Origin of the sequence: Algibacter sp., from assembly GCF_029245835.1 — a bacterium.
Taxonomy (GTDB): domain Bacteria; phylum Bacteroidota; class Bacteroidia; order Flavobacteriales; family Flavobacteriaceae; genus Algibacter_B.
Window position 1 is genome coordinate 75,668 of the sequence record NZ_JAQWOO010000025.1, and the last position, 18,925, is coordinate 94,592.

The window sequence follows — 18,925 nt, forward strand, 5'->3', positions numbered from 1 at the left end:
TGCTCCTCGATTTACGAGTTTAGTAGCAAGATGATAAAACAAATGTCATGAGACACGGAAAAAAAGTAAATCACTTAGGAAGACAAACTGCTCACAGAAAAGCAATGTTAGCTAATATGGCTTGTTCATTAATAGAACATAAGCGTATTAATACTACTGTTGCAAAAGCGAAAGCTTTAAAACAATTTGTTGAACCAATGATAACTAAGTCAAAAGTAGATACAACTCATAACAGACGTATTGTTATGGCTAATCTTAGGCAAAAAGATGCTGTTGCTGAATTGTTTAGAGATGTTGCTACTAAAATAGGTGATAGACCAGGAGGTTATACTAGAATTATAAAACTAGGAAATCGTTTAGGTGATAATGCTGATATGGCAATGATAGAACTTGTTGATTATAACGAAATCTACAATGCAGGAAAAGAGAAGAAGAAAACAACTAGAAGAAGTAGAAGAGGTGGTTCTAAACCAGTAGCTGCTCCAGTTGAAGTTCAAGCATCAAACGAAGAAGAATAAATGTTAATAAGCATTTAATATATAAAGGATAAACTATTTTAGTTTATCCTTTTTTTTATGCAATTTTGTAAAGTTTTAATTCCTGCATAGACAGGGTTTTTATACTCAAAAAGTAAAATGAAATATCAAAAAAGACAAAAAGCCATCATACTTCTAGCAGATGGTACTATTTTTTACGGTAAAGCAGTTGGTAACAAACAGGGCTCTTCATTTGGTGAAGTATGTTTTAATACTGGTATGACTGGCTATCAAGAGATTTTTACAGATCCTTCTTATTATGGTCAGCTTATGGTTGCCACCAATGCGCATATAGGTAATTATGGTGTTAATGATGATGAAGTAGAATCTGATTCAATAAAAATTGCTGGACTTATAGTTAAAAACTTCAGTTATGAATTTTCAAGAGATGCCGCAGATGGATCTTTAGAAGATTTTCTAGATAAGAATAATTTATTAGCTATTTCGGATGTCGACACCAGAGCTTTAGTAAGCTATATTAGAGATCATGGCGCAATGAACGCTGTTATTTCAACTGAAGTTGATAATATTGAAGGATTAAAAAAACAATTGGCTGAAGTCCCAAATATGGAAGGTTTAGAATTAGCTTCAAAAGTTTCAACTAAAGAACCTTATTATTTTGGAGACGAAAATGCAACTTTTAAAGTAGCTGCTTTAGATATCGGAATTAAAAAGAATATTTTGCGAAATATAGCTAAACGAGATGCCTACATAAAAGTATTTCCATATAATGCGAAGTTCGAAGATTTACAAGCATTTAATCCAGATGGTTATTTTTTATCAAACGGACCTGGAGATCCAGAACCTTTAGTAGAAGCTCAAGAAGTTGCAAAAGAGATTATAAAAAGAGATTTACCCTTATTCGGTATTTGTTTAGGCCACCAGGTTATTGCTCGTGCTAATGGTATTTCTACCTATAAAATGCATAACGGTCATAGGGGTATAAATCACCCTGTGAAAAATTTAATTACAGGAAAAGGGGAAATTACATCTCAAAATCATGGTTTTGCAGTAAATAGGGAAGATGCAGAAGCAAATTCTGACTTAGAGATTACACATGTACATTTAAATGACGGTACAGTTGCAGGTTTAGCCATAAAAAATAAAAAAGTGTTTTCTGTACAATACCATCCTGAAGCTAGTCCGGGACCGCATGATTCAACCTACCTTTTCGATCAATTCATTGATAATTTGAAGACATAAAAATTAATAATAACCTCAATCATAAATTTCTATTTTTTAGGCTATTTTTCACTAAAACGTTATAGATGCGTTTTTGTAAGATTCTATTAAAACAATTAAAAATAAACAAGATTTAACCGTAAATTTGAAATATTAAACGTTTAAAAACAAACCAATTATGAGTATAATAATCAATATCCACGCAAGACAAATTTTAGATTCAAGAGGTAATCCAACCGTTGAAGTAGATGTAGTAACAGAAAATAACATATTAGGTAGAGCTGCTGTACCATCAGGAGCTTCAACTGGAGAGCATGAAGCTGTTGAGTTGCGTGATGGTGGAAATGCTTATATGGGTAAAGGTGTTTTGAAAGCGGTAGATAATGTTAACTCTATTATAGCTGAAGAGCTATTAGGCGTTTCAGTTTTTGAACAAAACCTTATTGATAAAATGATGATTGATTTAGATGGTACGCCAAATAAATCTAAATTAGGGGCTAATGCCATTTTGGGAGTATCGTTGGCAGTTGCAAAAGCAGCAGCAAACGAATTAAATATGCCGTTATACAGATATGTTGGTGGTGTTTCTGCTAATACGTTGCCAGTACCAATGATGAATATCATTAATGGAGGTTCTCATAGTGATGCACCTATCGCCTTTCAAGAGTTTATGATTATGCCTGTAAAAGCCAAAAGCTTTACACACGCTATGCAAATGGGAACTGAGATTTTCCATAATCTTAAAAAAGTATTACATGATAGAGATTTAAGTACAGCTGTAGGTGATGAAGGTGGATTTGCTCCGAACTTACCTGGAGGGACAGAAGATGCTTTAGATACTATTGCTAAAGCTGTTGGTAATGCTGGATATAAATTTGGTGATGAAATTAAAATCGCTTTAGACTGTGCTTCTGCTGAGTTTTTTGTAGATGGAAAATATGATTATACTAAATTTGAAGGTGATAAAGGAGTTATTAGAACTTCAAAAGAACAGGCTGAATATTTAGCTGAATTATCTAAAAAATATCCAATTATCTCTATTGAAGATGGTATGGATGAAAATGACTGGGATGGAACTAAATATCTTACTGAATTAATTGGAGATACTGTACAGTTAGTTGGAGATGATTTATTTGTTACTAACGTAGAGCGTTTATCTAGAGGTATAGAAGAAGGGATTGCCAATTCAATTCTAATTAAAGTAAACCAAATTGGTTCGTTAACTGAAACTATTGCAGCTGTTAATATGGCTAAAAATGCAGGTTACACGACTGTAATGTCTCATCGTTCTGGAGAAACTGAAGATAATACTATCGCTGATTTAGCAGTAGCATTAAATTGTGGTCAAATCAAAACAGGTTCCGCTTCTCGTAGTGATCGTATGGCAAAATACAATCAATTACTCCGTATTGAAGAAGAGTTAGGAGAAGTTGCTTATTTCCCACAAGAAAAAGCGTTTAAGATAAAATAAATAAACATTTTAAATATTAAATAAAAGCGATTATTTTTTAATAGTCGCTTTTTTTGTTTAATATCAATTTTAATGATATTTAAATTAACAAAACCTTTTGTTTTGAACTTCTTAAATAATGAGATATTTCGTAATTTAGCATTTCCTAAAATAAAAATCATAAATATGTCAGATACTACTACCTTAGAGATTAATGGTAAAAAACATGAGTTTCCTTTGATTACAGGAACTGAAAATGAAGTTGCAATAGATATTAAGTCGCTTAGAGCTGATACTAATGGTGTTATAACTCTAGATTCAGGTTATAAAAATACAGGATCTTGTAAAAGTGCCATTACATTTTTAGATGGTGAAAAAGGTATTTTAAGATATAGAGGTTATTCTATTGAAGAATTAGCAGAAAAGGCTGATTTCTTGGAAGTTGCTTATTTATTGATATTTGGAGAACTTCCAACCAAAGAGCAAAATGAAAAGTTTCATAATGATATTAAAGCACAATCTTTAGTTGACGATGATATACGAAAAATTGTTGATGCATTTCCAAAATCAGCACACCCAATGGGTATTATTTCTTCTTTAACAAGTGCGCTAACAGCTTTTAATCCTTCTTCTGTTAATGTAAATTCTGAAGCGGATATGTATAATTCAGTGGTAAGAATTTTGGGTAAATTTCCTGTTTTAGTATCATGGACATTACGAAAAAAACAAGGGTTGCCACTAGATTATGGAGATAAACAATTAGGGTATGTTGAGAATATTTTAAAAATGATGTTTCAAGAACCAAATGCTTGTTACGTACAAAATAATATTTTAGTTGATACATTAGATAAACTTTTAATTTTACATGCAGACCATGAGCAAAACTGTTCTACATCAACAGTTAGAATTGTAGGATCTTCTCATGCCGGATTATTTGCGTCACTTTCGGCAGGTATATCAGCACTATGGGGGCCACTTCATGGTGGTGCAAATCAAGCCGTATTAGAAATGCTTGAAGCCATAAAGGAAGACGGTGGGGATACAAAAAAATATATGGCTAAGGCGAAAGATAAAAATGATCCATTTCGATTAATGGGATTTGGACATCGCGTTTATAAAAATTTCGATCCTCGAGCTAAAATCCTTAAAAAGGCTGCAGACGAGGTGTTAGGAAATTTAGGTATTGAAGACCCGATTTTAGAAATAGCAAAAGGGCTCGAAAAAGAAGCTTTAGAAGATAAGTATTTTGTAGACCGTAAGCTATATCCAAACGTAGATTTCTATTCAGGTATTATTTATAGAGCCATGGGAATTCCAACGGACATGTTTACCGTTATGTTCGCTTTAGGGCGTTTACCTGGTTGGATAGCACAATGGCGTGAAATGCGTTTAAATAAAGAACCTATTGGTCGCCCAAGACAATTATATATTGGTGCAACGGAAAGATCTTTTACACCAGTTGAAGAAAGATAATAAAACTTTTTCTTTATAGTATTCTTAAGCTTCATGATTATTTTATGAAGCTTTTATTTTTATTATGCTTTATTTGTAAGAATAATATAAAATTGTATTTAATTATTCTTAGTTTTGGCTTTTAAACTTGGAAGCCTTTTTTTAATAAGGAAGTATGATAAAATTAAATATTAAAAATGAAACTTCAAGATTACGCGCTGTTGTTCTTGGTACTGCCGAAAGTAACGGGCCTGTTCCTAAAGTTGAGGATTGTTATGACCCAAAGAGCATAGAGCATATTTTAGCAGGGACATATCCTACCGAAAAGGATATGTCTAAAGAAATGGAAACTGTTATTAAGGTTTTTGAAAAGTATGATGTTACTGTTTATAGACCTGAAGTTATAAAAAACTGTAATCAATTATTCGCAAGAGATATTGCATTTGTAATTGATGATATTTTAATAGAAGCTAATATTCTTCCTCATAGAGAAGAAGAGGTCGAGGGCATTGATTATATTTGGAGTCAAGTAGCCGAAGATAAAAGAATTATTTTGCCTGAAGCATGCCATGTAGAAGGTGGCGATGTGATGCCTTGGAATGATTATATCTTTATAGGTACCTACTCTGGTGCTGATTATGCAGAATTAATTACAGCCCGTACTAACATTGATGCCGTTATTTCTATCCAAGAGCTATTTCCAAATAAGATTGTGAAATCTTTTGAGCTTAGAAAATCTAATACAAACCCAAAGGAGAATGCATTACATTTAGACTGTTGTTTTAATCCTTTAGGAAAAGGAAAAGCTATTATCCATAAGAATGGATTTTTAATTGAAAAGGAATATGAATGGCTAGTTAATTTCTTTGGAAGGGAAAATGTTTTTGAAATCACAAAAGAAGAAATGTATCAAATGTGTAGTAATGTATTTTCTATTTCTGATGATGTTATTATTTCAGAACAAAGCTTTACAAGGCTTAATAAATGGTTAAGAGAACAAGGTTTTATAGTTGAAGAAGTTCCCTATGCTGAGATTGGGAAGCAAGAAGGGTTGTTAAGGTGTACAACAATGCCACTAATTCGAGATTAATTTTAAGATGCAACAAATTACAAACAATATATTAATGGTTCGTCCTGTAAATTTCAGGATGAATGAGCAAACTGCTGTTAATAATTATTATCAGGAAGGTATTGATGGTGTGTTGCCAGAAACTATTAATGCCAAAGCTCAAAAAGAGTTTGACACGTTTGTAAATAAGCTGAGAGGTATTGGTGTTAATGTGGTAGTGGTAGATGATAGTGTAGAAACGGACACTCCAGATTCTATTTTTCCTAACAATTGGGTGTCGTTTCATGAAAATGGAGATGTCGGGGTGTATCCCATGTTTGCAGAAAATAGACGATTAGAGCGTCGTGAAGATATTTTTAATAAGTTAGAACAAAAAGGCTTTCTAATTAATAATATAGTTGATTACACAAGTGCTGAGGAAGAACATGTGTTTTTAGAAGGTACAGGTAGTATTATTTTAGACCGTGAAAATAGAAAGGCATATTGTGCTTTGTCTCCGCGTGCAGATGAGGATTTATTTATTGAATTTTGTGAGGATTTTGAATATACCCCAGTGATATTTTTATCAAATCAAACGGTAAATGGTGAGCGAAAACCCATTTACCATACAAATGTTATGATGTGTGTTGGTGAAACTTTTGCTGTGATTTGTTTGAGCAGTATTGATGATAAGAAAGAGCGCAAACATGTTATTAAACATCTTAAAGAAGATAGGAAAGCCATTATTGATATTACTGAAGAACAAGTGAATAAATTTGTTGGTAATATGCTTCAGGTTAAAGGGGCAAATGATGTGCGCTACTTAATTATGAGTCAAGCGGCTTATGATAGTCTTACTAATTCTCAAATTAAAACACTTGAAAAGCATACCAAAATATTATCGAGCTCTTTAGAGACTATTGAAGCTTGTGGTGGGGGTAGCGCACGTTGTATGATGGCTGAGGTGTTTTTGCCTAAGGCTTAATTTGGCTGGTTAGTACGTTAGAGATTGAGGTATTTGTTGAGGCTCTTAGGCTTTTAATCGCGAAGTGACTGCCAAAAGACACCCCCTTTTGGTAATGCTCAAAAAAAAATAAGATATTTTGTTTGATTTTAAGACGACGGTCTTGATTTTGGTAGTTGTACATAAAATGTACTGCCTACACCTTGAGTACTTTCTACCCATATTTTACCTTGGTTTAACTCTACAAGTTCTTTACAAATGGAAAGCCCTAAACCAGTTCCTTTTTCGTTATCGGTTCCCATAGTGGTAAAAGTACTATCATTAAATAATTTACTAATATTTTCTTTAGAAATACCTATACCAGTGTCTGCAACACTAACAATACAAGTGCCATTACTAATGTGATTTGAAACCGTAATAGTATCACCGCTTTTACAAAATTTAAGCGCGTTTGCAAGTAGATTTTGTATAACAATTTCAAACATACTTCTATCGGCATAAGCAAAATCTCTTAAAGAATGGTCGATTAAATCGATACCTTTACTTTCCATACGCTGCTCAATAAGCCTTAATTTGGTTTCAAAAACCTCTTGAATATCAAACAAACTTGGTTTAGGTTCTAAAGATTGCATTTGGGATTTAGACCAATTAAGTAAATTGAAAAGTAATAATGAGGCATTATTTGCATTTTCACTTAATTCTGGAATTAAATTATCAAACTCTTCTCTTGATAAAGAGCCGTCTTTTAATAAATCTATAAAACCATTAATTGATGAGAGTGAATCTTTTAAATCATGAGAAACTATAGAGAATAGTTTGTCTTTTACATTATTTACATTCTCAAGGTGTTTAGTCTGTTCTAAAAATGCTTCATTTTGTATTTGAATTTTAACATTTTTTTCTTCAAGATCTTGCGTGTATTTGATGTTGCTATTTCGTTTTAAATAAACTAATACCAATAGCGTTAAAACAACAATTAGAAGAGCAAGTAAGGCGTATAAGAAAAATTTATACTTATCTATCGTTTTATTTATTTCAGTATTATTGGGTAAAACAGACTTATTTATTGAATTATTGTCTTGTTTTGGCTTTTTATCTAAATTTGAGTTTACTTCTATATCAAATAATTTTTCTTTATTTATAACTGGCTTAAATTCCGATTTTTTAAGGCTATTGTTTAATTCGTAATACTCACGCTGCCATACAAAAGCTCTATCAAAACGTCTTCTTGTAGAATCTAAAGACTTCATTAATTTATAATGCCTTAATAATTCTGTTTTATTTTTTAAGCTTTTAGCTAATTCTCCAGCATCAAGAAGTTGTTTTTCTGCTATATTTAATCTCCCTTGTTTAAGATTTAAATCGCCTAAATTGTTTAAAGCCAGCAATAAGCCAGCTTTGTTTTGTATTCTAGTGTTAATATTGTAACCCTGTATTAGATATTTTGTAGCCTTATCATAGTCGTTAAACTTTAAATATTCGCCTCCTAACTTTGGGAATACATACCCTTTTATAGAATCATTATCTGATGCACTACTTTCTAAGACCTTTTCATAATACTCTATAGCCTTTCTGTGTTCTTTTTTATTGGAGTAGAGTTCAGCTAATTTACTATGCGATTCATTTATAGCATAAACATCATTTGTTTTTAATTGAACATCTAGGGCTTTCAAATAAAATTCAAGTGCTTTTTCATGTAAATTAATGTTGTAATAGGCTTTTGCTAAACTGCTATAAGCTAAATTAAGGTCTTTTACTAGGTTCCTTTTTTCAAGTTCTTTTATAGCTGCTAAAGAGAACTGTAAACCTTTATTGTAATTACCTCTTTTAATTTCTATTAAACCAATACTGTTATTAACCTTGGCAACACTTAGTGTATCGTTAAGGGAATTAAATAAGGCTTTAGACTTGTTATATCCACTAACAGCATTTATGTAATCGTTTTTTTGAGCGTAAATAAGAGATTTGTAATAGGTTATTTCGGCAATGCCTTTATTGTAATTAATATTATTTGAAAGTTTTTCACTTTTTAAAATATACTCTAAAGCTCTTTCGTAATCGTTAATATTATAAAGTAATTTTATAAGTTTTAAGGAAGTTTCTACTTTTAATGAGTCTTGTTCTTGAAAAGCTAATTCTAAAGTAAGATTATCTATGTCATCAGTTTGTGAAAAACCAATAAATATAGACAACATAATTAGTAAAGTAGTTATTCTCCTCATTTTAACATTTAAGTTACACCTATTTAATAAAGCAACAGAAAACAAAGTCTTATAATTTGAGGGAAAATAAGTTTGCTTTATTTATTTGTAATTATTTGTTAGTTCTTAATTTACCATTCAAAAAAAATGGAATAATAGCATTACCAGACAAAAGTTGAAAAAAGGATAATTAAAATCTAATTTCTGCGCTTTAATACCAATAAATTAGTTGAAAGGGCATCAAAAAAATAACACTAAAATCGACGAATAGATGAATGGTAAAAATCATAGAAAAAAAACACTTTTATCGATGAAATGCAACTTGGTTTTGATTATACTAAATCCTTTATTGCAAACGTAAGAATTATCAATAGTATGATTGATTAAGCTATTATTAGTACCTTTCCTGAAACATAAAATTTTAAAATGAATTAATCTGTAAAACGGATTCTGTTATTTAGATAGGAATAATCTTTTTAGAATATGGCATTCATGCGCTTATTGCCCTAGTGGATATTCTGTTAGTTGAAGAGGTTTAAGTGTCATAGTACAAGCCAATACCAATGTTTTTATTGATATTGCTATTTTAATAGTTACGCTTGTACTTAGTTTTGTGATTTTAAAAAAGAGTTGAACTTGATATTATACTATAAGTTCAAGGTTTACAATTTATGATACCAAGCTTTTTTTAATGTTAGATATACATAAAAAACTTTCTATATTTGCAGCCTTATAACATCATTTTAATGAACCTTCAAGAGATTTTATCAAATTACGTAAAACAAGCTGTAAAATCAGATTTCAGTATTGACATTAAAACAGTTGAATTTCAATCTACTAGAAAAGAATTTGCTGGAGACATTACTGTGGTTATTTTTCCAATGTTGCGGTTTGTTAAAGGAAACCCAGTGCAAATAGGAGAAACTATTGGTACCTATTTAGTCGAAAATGTTGCGGAGGTTAAAGCATTTAATGTTGTAAAAGGATTTTTGAATGTTGAAATAAGTGATGGGTATTACATTAATTTTTTCAATGGTATTAAGGATGATAAAGCATTTGGTTTTATTTCTCCAAAGGCAGAAGAAAAAGCGATAATGGTTGAGTATTCTTCACCAAATACCAATAAACCTTTGCATTTAGGACATGTTAGAAATAACCTTTTGGGTTATAGTGTTGCCGAAATTTTAAAGGCTTCAGGTAAAAAAGTATATAAAACTCAAATCATAAATGATAGAGGCATTCATATTTGTAAAAGTATGTTGGCTTGGGAACGTTTTGGTAATGGTGAAACACCAGAATCTACAGGTTTAAAAGGTGATAAGTTGGTTGGTAACTATTATGTGAAGTTTGACCAAGAGTATAAAAGGGAAATTCAAGATTTAATTTCAAAAGGAAGTACTGAAGATGAAGCAAAAAAGCATGCTCCAATTTTAATTGAAGCTCAAAATATGCTTTTAAAATGGGAATCAGGTGATGAAGAAACTGTTGCGCTTTGGAAAAAAATGAACGGTTGGGTTTATGAAGGTTTTTCGGAGTCTTATAAAAATTTAGGAGTAGATTTTGATACCTTATATTATGAAAGCAACACCTATTTGTTAGGAAAAGAATTCGTTGCTGAAGGTTTAAAATCTGGAGTATTTCAAAAAGAAGAAGATGGTTCGGTTTGGTGTGATTTAACTGAAGACGGATTAGATAAAAAAATTGTTCAACGTGCTGATGGAACAGCGGTTTATATGACTCAAGATATAGGTACGGCGATTCAGCGTATTAAAGATTTTCCCGATGTTGGTGGTATGGTTTATACGGTTGGAAATGAGCAAGATTATCACTTTCAAGTCTTGTTTTTAATTTTAAAGAAGTTAGGTTTTGAATGGGCTAAAAATTTATATCATTTAAGTTATGGTATGGTAGATTTACCTAGCGGAAAAATGAAGAGTAGAGAAGGTACTGTAGTTGATGCTGATGATTTAATAGATGATATGGCATCTACAGCAGAAGAGATTTCGGAAGAACTCGGTAAACTTGATGGCTATTCCCAAGAAGAAAAAAAGGAACTTTATAAAATGATTGGTTTAGGTGCTTTAAAGTATTATGTTTTAAAGGTAGATCCTAAAAAACGTATTTTATTTGATCCTAAAGAATCTATAGACTTTCAAGGTAACACAGGTCCGTTTATACAATATACTTATGCGAGAATTCAATCTATTTTACGTAAAGCAGATTTAAACTCTAATGTTATGTTGAGCGCATTGGAAACCTCACTGCATCCAAAAGAAAAAGAACTTATTAAGCAAATTCAGTTATTTCCAGAAGTGATTCAAAACGCTGCGGATAATCATAGTCCTGCTTTAATAGCCAATTATACTTATGATTTGGTGAAAGAGTTTAATTCCTTTTACCAAAATGTATCTATTTTAGGCGCAGATAATGATTCGGAGAAAACATTAAGAGTACAGTTGTCTCAAGTAGTTGCGAATACTATAAAAAATAGTTTTGGATTATTAGGGATTCAAGTTCCTGAGAGGATGTAGTTTTTAAGCTTCGTTTTACTGCAGATAAAAGGTTGCGTTTCAATGAATTCTATTGATCGTTATACGAAAGAAATTATTTTTTCGTAAATCAATTTTGAATAAAAATTTCAAAATTTAGAGATTTTATTGCTACAACTTAATTACTTTATGTATCTCTTTTCTGCCTCCAGCTACAATTTCAAAAATATAAATTCCACTGTTTAAGTGAATTAAATTTAGACTCAATTTGCGATTAACTATATCACCAGTATTGTTAAGTATTAAAACACCAGAACTATTATAGAGCCTGTAGGCAATAGTGCTAATGTCCTCTATCCCTGAAATATTTAAAGTATCTCTAAACGGATTTGGATATACTAACCAGTTTTTGACATCTTTTGAAGGGTCTTTTGTACTAGCTACACAACCTTTAGAAATATCAAACTCAGATTTTAAAAGGTCTTCTATTTTTATGTTAACAAAACTGTCATTTAAGGTGTGGTTGAAAAATGTAGCATCAATAATAGTATCATCGGCACCAAGATAATTTTGCAATAAAGTTCCAAATGTTTGTCTATAGTCATATTGAACGGTCTGTATTTGGAAGTTGTTTGAGCTTGTGGCTTCCGTTAAATCTGGGTTTGTTCCCGAAACCCCTCCTTCAACAGGTTTACCAAAAACAAACATAGGTGCTATTTCACCATGATCTGTTCCTAAATTACCGTTCTCTGCTGCTTTTCTACCAAATTCTGAAAAAGTAAGCCCAACTACGTCATCAGCCAAGTTTTGACTATTCATATCATCCATAAATGCTTCCATGCTTTCAGCTAAGTCGGTAAGTAAATTGTGATGTTTTCCTATAGCCTCTCCTGGGCCTTGAACTTGCGCGTTATGCGTGTCAAAACCTGAAATACGCACCATATATATTTTTGAACCTAAATCCCCACTTATTAGTCGTGCAACAGTTTTTAGCTGATTTGCTAAATCTGAATCTGGGTAGCTGATGTCATTTTTTCCTGAATTAAAAGCATTAGAAATAGATTCTGCATAGGTATTTGATAAGGCGTCTGTATTGGTTATAAACTCTAATTGTTTACCGTAATCTGAATCTGGAATATTCATTGGAGGTACACCTCCTAATCCGTTAATAACAGAATAAAAACCAGCAGGATCCTGCCCGGTAATGTTCAAAGATAAGCCGTGAGCTTCTTCAGCATGAAACCCTAATGATGTTTTATTAGAGCCAATTTCTACCGCGAGTGGATAATTTTCTATAATTAAATCTGAGTAATACAATTCCATAAAACGCCCCATCCAACCCGTGTTTGAACCATTTAAAAGACTGTTTCCGTCGTTACCTGTGAGATATAAATCAGTAGATTTAAAATGACTTTTATTTTGTGATGGGTAACCAACCGATTGCATGATTCTAAGCCAACTTTTGTCATATAGTGATTTGAGCCCTGTTAGTGCCGGATTTAAACCTATTTGTTGATTGTCAGGTAGTGTACTGTCTAAACTAATATATTTGTTAGCTCCTGTTATTGGAACTTTTATAGTAGGTCTTAAATTACTATAAACATCATATTGATTTAATGGTATAATGGTATTTAAACCGTCATTAGCACCTGCTAAATTGATAAGTACTAACTTTCTGTTTGAAATATCAGGGCAATCTGCATACGGCATAAATGATTTTATTGCTGCTTGTAATTCAAAAGGCGTTAAGGCAATTGCTGAAGCCGCAGATGATAGTTTTATAAAATGTCTTCTTTTCATAATTTCTGAGCTTACATTAATTGAAATTCTGCTGCATTAACCATAGCAATAATTAAAGCATTTAAGCGCGTTCTTATTGTTGTGTCATCATTGGTGTTAATATAATTTGACCAAACACCCGTCCAATAATAGTCTGGAAAGCCTTCATCAACTAAAAAACTTTTAAAGTAATTTGTTCTATCCGTGTCAATACTTTCTGGGTATAATAAGTCTGCCATTTGAGTGACAAGTAAATTTGGGTCAGAGGGATCCGCAATTTTATTCTTTACAAATGTTGCAGTATCTAGTTGAGCATAAATATTCCCACCACTTATAGTGTTTTTACCTTCAATCAAACTTTCAATTAACTTATAACGTCCTATAATAGTATTTGATGAAAACCAGTTCCTGTCAAATCCTGGTTGTTGATAATAAGCAGGATAGCCTGCAACATCATCAGGGTTAAAAAAAACCATTCCTGAACCTGGGAAATATCTATTATGAATAAATGAATGGAAGAAATTCCTGTAATAGTATAAAGCATTTGTACTTGGGTCTGGATATTCTAGTTCAAACATGGAACAGACTTCCGATAATAGTTGTAATGGGCTTTTTATAATACTCCCAATAATGTTATCTGTGGCATCACTATCATCTGCATCATAAAAATGTTCACTAGAAAGCAAGGTTGTTACCACCGGTAAGATCTCAAAGTTATTAGCAATCAGTAAATCTGCAAGCGGTGTAATTATATCTGTTTCAACTTCTTCATTCCATTCACTTTTCACAAAATACCTGTAAAGTTTTCTGCAATAGGCTTTAGCTGTTTCTGATTGAGCAAAAACCATTTCAACAAAAGTATCCAACTCCTCATATATTTCTAGTTCTGTATCTTTTCCTGAAATTACTTGATTGCCAAAAGCACTACTAAATGTTTTATCATTAGTATCATGTTGATTAATATTAATGTACCCCATGGGTATATTGGTATCTGGGTCAATATCACTTCGGTCAGCACGTTTTTTAAACCCAGAGAATACTTTTGCTGCTTGCTGAATATCAATTTCGGTATAGTTAGTATAATTACCTGAACCAATTTGTTCGCCTTTTAAAATGGTAAAAAGCTCCAAATATTCACGGGCATAATTTTCATTTGGATTGTTTTTGTTGTTTTGTGTATTATCTAAATAATCTAACATCCCATTATCTAGGGTAATTTTTTTAGCTAAAGTTTTTAAGTTTCCAAAGGCATAAAAATCTAATAAATTGATATGATCAAAAAAATAGGTGGCTGCCCCAACTCCAGAGTCCTTTCCAACAGTAAAACTGGTATGTAGAAAGAAAGAAAGCTTGTGCTTTAAAGTAGTTTCTTGCATGGCATTATGCCACCACCAAGCCGTGACTTGAGATCGCTTTCTGCCTTGGCCATCAAATGAATTTGGAAGTTCAGATGAAGAGGTCCAAAATCCATCAGGAGAATCCGTTGGTAATGGATCGTATGGTTCTGACAATGTATTTACTGAAGCTGTTGTTAAACTATTAACCGCAGCGGAAGCAGACATGCCTACAAAAGTGTCTAGTTGCTCTTTGGTGTAGCTAAAAGTAGCGCGTCGCAATAAATGCTTCGCTTTTCTTAAATCTAACGGAGAACTTAGTGGGTTTAGTGAAGCCATTAGCTAAATTTTTTTTGAAAAGTAGTTAAAATATTGATTGATTGATAAAAAAAGAGGTCGATTTTAGCTAAAATGGGTTGAGTTAGACGGTTAATTATCGATAAAGTTTAATTTCTGTTTAAAATTGAACTCTTAAACTTACATTTGGAGTGATGCCTAAAGATTTGTTTTCAATGGTATTAATAGCATTATTTTCATCTAACGTGTAATAGGTGTTGATAATATTGTTTTTATTAAGAAGGTTCCAAATGGATGCTCCAATAGTGGCTTTTGCCGAATTAAAGATATTAAAAGCATAAGTTGCAGAACAATCTACCCTTAAATAATCGTCTAATCTGCTACTGTTAGGCGAAACATAAGTGATAGCATTGTCTTCTGTATTATCATTATTAGCTGGCTCTGTATTTGGTGTGCCAGAATGCCAGTTTAATCCAGCAGCAAACTTAATATTATTGTTTGTATAAGTTCCAGCAAAGGTTAATGCATGAGTTATATCTAAATTATTAGGGAATTTTTCACCATTATTTAAATCATCAAAAGTGTAATTATTACTGCTGTAAGAATACGAAATCCAACTGCTTACTATATCGCTAAACTGTTTATTTATAAGGAAGTCAACACCTGTTATTTCATAACTACCTATGCTATTTACAAATTGAAATTGATTTTGAAAGCCTTGACTTCTGCTAGTAATACCATCAACCTTTTTTAAATAGGTCTCCGCACTTATTAGTAATTTGTTTTTATTGTAATGAAAACCAGCAGATAGCTGTTTGCTTTTTAAAACAGGAATAGGGTAGATGGTTTGATTGTTTTCAATCAAAACGTCTTCATTATTGTTTGAAAGTACCCATCGGCGTTTTTCAATACCTAAAAAATCGTTTTGTAAATCGATAATTTGTGTTGTAGTCTGACTTTTAAATTCGCCTAAAATTTCAAAACGAAAGTTATTTAAAAAACGTTGAGAAATACTTAATCTAGGTTCTGCAAAAAGCATATCAAATTTTTCAATGTAATTTAATCGACCACCTAACGTTAATTTAGTTTTAGCATCATTAGACAGAAAACCAGTTTCAGCATAAGCAGAATGACTCCTTATAACGTTCCTTACAAAGCTTCTGAAATTAGGGTTATTAACATCTTCTAAATTACTGATGCCTACCTCTGTAAATTGATATCCACTATTAAGTTTTAATTGACTGTTTGCCTTGTAATTGATGTCAATTTTAGCAGAACCATCATAGACTTCATTTTCTTGAATTAAACGTTGATTATTAATCACATCGAAATTAGTTGCATCCAAATCATAATTAGAAACATAAACTTGTGCCGTTGTTGAAAGTTTTTCATTCCAATCTCTAGAATAAGTAACTCCAAAAGCTAAATTTTGTTGAGAGAGGCTGCTGTTTAAGACTTCATTTCTGTCGTTTATGGTTGATTGTTCGTCATAATTCAACCTATTATTCACGTTTAAAAAATGAAAGCGAACCTTATCTTTTTTAGAAATATCGTAAAGAAATTTAGCAGCAATATCATAGAAATAAAAAGACTCATTTTGTGAAATAGAACTCCTGTTACCATTTCCTTTTGAAAAATCTGAATCTTGAAAAATACGCTTAAAATATTGGTCGTAAGTTACCGTGTTTATCAAATCTGTTATGGAACGTCGTGTAGATAATTGTAACTCAGTATTTCTAGATAAAGGCACTTTAATATAACCATCCGTATTAATTAAATTGAAGCCTAAGCCTGCATCAAATTCGTTATCAATGTCGTCTGGTAATTTCATATCTATAATACTTGAAATGCCATCTCCATATTTAGCACTTGTGCCATTTTTATAAACATTAATACGTTTAGTAGTGTGTGGATTAAATGCAGAGATCAACCCGAAAAAGTGACCAGATTGATACATTTTTATGCCGTCCCAAAGCAGAAGATTTTGATCGTGAGTACCACCGCGAACGTTAATATTAGATACCGTTTCGTCAGTACTAATGATACCCGGAATTGCTTGTATGGTTTGTAAAACATCTGGTTCGATAAGACCAGGTAAGATGCCAAATGTTTTTGGTTTAATGGTTAAAGATCCATCATTGAGTTTCGTAATGCCAGAAGTTAAATAGTTGGTTATAACTATTTCTTCAAGGCTTTGTATTCTAAATTCATTCTGTTTTTTTTTTATCGCTTTAATAACAACAAAACGGTTGTCTAATAATTCAAAATCTAATTGTGTTTCAGATTGAAGAAACGCTAAAACCTCTTTTAAGGATAACTCTTTATGTGGAGTAGCTACTTCTTTATCATTGATAGTTTCATTAACATACGAAAAACTAATATTATAGGTTTCTGAAAGTGCTTTTAAAACAATGCTAAGCGGTTGCTTTTCTTTTTGAATGGTTTGTGCTTTTACAGCCGCAACATTCAAAAAAAATACAGAAAAAATAATAGAAAAAATGGTTCTATTCACCTTTTAAAGTAATCGTATTATTCGATTTGCTATACGTTGCATGTAAAGGTAAGCTAATTGACTTTAAAGCTACATCGATATTATCGTGAGCAAAACTACCTGTAAATAACTGTTCAGAGTCAATACCAATTAAAGTAACATCAACATCATACTGTCTTTCAAATTCAGCAATAACAGTTTTGTAAGGCAAGCTTATAAACGTACTAGCGTTATTTAACCACGAAGGCATGGTGCGGTTTTCTTTTTCTTTTGCAATTACTTCCCCATCAATTATTAAAAAGCTGTTTCCAGGTTTTAATTTTGTTTCTTGAGCGTTGTAAGTCACGCCAACTAGTCCTTCGTAGCAAATAACCTCAAAATAATTGTCCCGTTGTTTTACATTAAATTGAGTACCATAAACCCTTACGGTTCCTGATGTTGTTTTTACCTTAAATGATGATCCTTTAGCAACTTTAAAAAAGGCTTCTCCATGAAGTTCTACTTCGCGTTCATGTTTCCAATCTTTTTTATTAAAAACTAAATGAGACTTTGCGTTGAGGGAAACACGAGACGCATCTGGTAATTCTATAGTTGTTTTTTGTGCATATTCAGTAGAGATTTTAGTATCTAAAGTGGTTGTATAATAGTATAAACTAAAACACACAGCAAGTATAGCAGCAACACGCATAAGTGGATTAAACCAATGTGTAGATTTTTGTTTTTTGCTTTTAATAGCAGATAATACCTTTTCTAATTGCTTAGGAGTATCATATTCATCAGCTTTAAAAGCTTGTAAGTTGTTATTTAATTTTGCTAAATCATCATAGTCCTCAAGGTTTTTAAAAGCCTTAAGTTCTTGATTATTTAGGTTATTATCTAACCATTTCGATATGAGTTCTTCTCTATTCATGATTTCTATACAACTATATAACAGTTAACTTTTATTTTTTCCTACCCCTCTATTTAAAAAATTCTAAAATCCTCAAAACATAAATACCAAAAAGCATAGTTTTTAACAGCTAACAACTACAACTCCTTAATATCCTTCCTCAATTTTGTTAAGGCTCCATAAATACGTTTTTCAACCGCTTTAGTCGAAATACTCAAAATTTCAGCAATTTCCTTAAAACGTTTTCCTTCAACGCGGTTCATCATAAAAGCTTCACGTTGCGCCTCCGTTAAATTTGAAAGTGCTTTTTGTAATTTATCATTATACTCAGATTCCTGCATTAAAAATTCAGGATTCTCGTTAGTTGATGCTTTAGGTTTGGTTTGCTGATGTTTTAAAACTACTTTTCTATGCGCTACTTCATTCAACATTAAATTATTGGCAGCAGTAAACAGAAAACTCTTTGCTTTCTCTGGCGAAATTTTAGCGCAGTTCTCCCATAACTTAATAAAAGCTTCTTGCACTTTGTCCTTCGGGTTCAGTAAATCTCCAAACTTATAATACAAAAAGTTATGTAAATCTTTAGCGTGTTTATTAAAAATGGAAGAAAATAAGTGTTCTTCACAAATATTTTCGTGTAGTTGTTTTGCCATTATAATTGGTAGTTGGTGCCACTAAAATAAGGTTTTTTACAGTTTGTAATTTTTAATTTTTTAATTTTTTTTAAATAGAGGGTAGGAATTTTTAAGGTTATCCTGTTTTATATTCAAAACACCCTAATTCATAGTGTCTTTTAGGAAATAAAAAAAGTCA

At 31.8% G+C, this 18,925-nt stretch carries 13 protein-coding genes; 7 read left to right on the forward strand and 6 right to left on the reverse strand.

The window, feature by feature from the left end; translation table 11 throughout:
• The first annotated feature begins 47 nt into the window (after positions 1-47).
• From rplQ to ctlX, 6 genes are all read left to right on the forward strand, one after another.
• Positions 48-518 carry a 50S ribosomal protein L17 gene (gene rplQ / locus P8K68_RS03525; protein WP_300248255.1) on the forward strand — a complete coding sequence of 157 codons (471 nt, stop codon included), beginning with the start codon at positions 48-50 and terminating at the stop codon, positions 516-518.
• Positions 519-635: 117 nt separating this feature from the next.
• Entirely contained in the window at positions 636-1,739 is a 1,104-nt protein-coding gene (gene carA / locus P8K68_RS03530; RefSeq protein ID WP_300248256.1) for a glutamine-hydrolyzing carbamoyl-phosphate synthase small subunit, read from the forward strand.
• A 157-nt stretch (positions 1,740-1,896) separates the two neighbouring features.
• Positions 1,897-3,189, forward strand: a complete 1,293-nt coding sequence (gene eno, locus P8K68_RS03535) for a phosphopyruvate hydratase (RefSeq protein WP_300248258.1) — start codon at positions 1,897-1,899, stop codon at positions 3,187-3,189.
• 165 nt (positions 3,190-3,354) lie between these two features.
• A complete protein-coding gene (locus tag P8K68_RS03540) occupies positions 3,355-4,641 on the forward strand; it encodes a citrate synthase (protein ID WP_300248259.1) in 1,287 nt (428 codons plus the stop codon).
• 154 nt (positions 4,642-4,795) lie between these two features.
• On the forward strand, positions 4,796-5,710 hold the full coding sequence (locus tag P8K68_RS03545) for an arginine deiminase family protein (protein WP_300248260.1): 915 nt from the start codon (positions 4,796-4,798) through the stop codon (positions 5,708-5,710).
• Between the two features lie 7 nt (positions 5,711-5,717).
• On the forward strand, positions 5,718-6,653 hold the full coding sequence (gene ctlX, locus P8K68_RS03550) for a citrulline utilization hydrolase CtlX (RefSeq protein WP_300248261.1): 936 nt from the start codon (positions 5,718-5,720) through the stop codon (positions 6,651-6,653).
• A 128-nt stretch (positions 6,654-6,781) separates the two neighbouring features.
• On the opposite strand, the gene P8K68_RS03555 is transcribed toward ctlX, so the two are convergent.
• A complete protein-coding gene (locus P8K68_RS03555; RefSeq protein WP_300248262.1) occupies positions 6,782-8,854 on the reverse strand; it encodes a tetratricopeptide repeat-containing sensor histidine kinase in 2,073 nt (690 codons plus the stop codon).
• A 725-nt stretch (positions 8,855-9,579) separates the two neighbouring features.
• Here P8K68_RS03555 and argS point away from each other — a divergent pair.
• A complete protein-coding gene (gene argS, locus P8K68_RS03560) occupies positions 9,580-11,364 on the forward strand; it encodes an arginine--tRNA ligase (protein ID WP_300248263.1) in 1,785 nt (594 codons plus the stop codon).
• Positions 11,365-11,493: 129 nt separating this feature from the next.
• Here argS and P8K68_RS03565 read toward each other — a convergent pair whose 3' ends face one another.
• The 5 genes from P8K68_RS03565 to P8K68_RS03585 all read right to left on the reverse strand — a co-directional run bounded on the left by P8K68_RS03565 (position 11,494) and on the right by P8K68_RS03585 (position 18,765).
• Positions 11,494-13,122, reverse strand: a complete 1,629-nt coding sequence (locus P8K68_RS03565; protein ID WP_300248264.1) for a DUF1501 domain-containing protein — start codon at positions 13,120-13,122, stop codon at positions 11,494-11,496.
• 11 nt (positions 13,123-13,133) lie between these two features.
• Positions 13,134-14,774, reverse strand: a complete 1,641-nt coding sequence (locus tag P8K68_RS03570) for a DUF1800 family protein (RefSeq protein WP_300248265.1) — start codon at positions 14,772-14,774, stop codon at positions 13,134-13,136.
• A gap of 118 nt (positions 14,775-14,892) precedes the next feature.
• On the reverse strand, positions 14,893-17,244 hold the full coding sequence (locus P8K68_RS03575; protein WP_300248266.1) for a TonB-dependent receptor plug domain-containing protein: 2,352 nt from the start codon (positions 17,242-17,244) through the stop codon (positions 14,893-14,895).
• Positions 17,237-18,133 carry a FecR family protein gene (locus P8K68_RS03580; protein ID WP_300248267.1) on the reverse strand — a complete coding sequence of 299 codons (897 nt, stop codon included), beginning with the start codon at positions 18,131-18,133 and terminating at the stop codon, positions 17,237-17,239. The genes P8K68_RS03575 and P8K68_RS03580 overlap by 8 nt, the downstream gene beginning before the upstream one ends.
• A 116-nt stretch (positions 18,134-18,249) precedes the next feature.
• Positions 18,250-18,765 carry a sigma-70 family RNA polymerase sigma factor gene (locus tag P8K68_RS03585; RefSeq protein WP_300248269.1) on the reverse strand — a complete coding sequence of 172 codons (516 nt, stop codon included), beginning with the start codon at positions 18,763-18,765 and terminating at the stop codon, positions 18,250-18,252.
• Positions 18,766-18,925 lie beyond the last annotated feature (160 nt).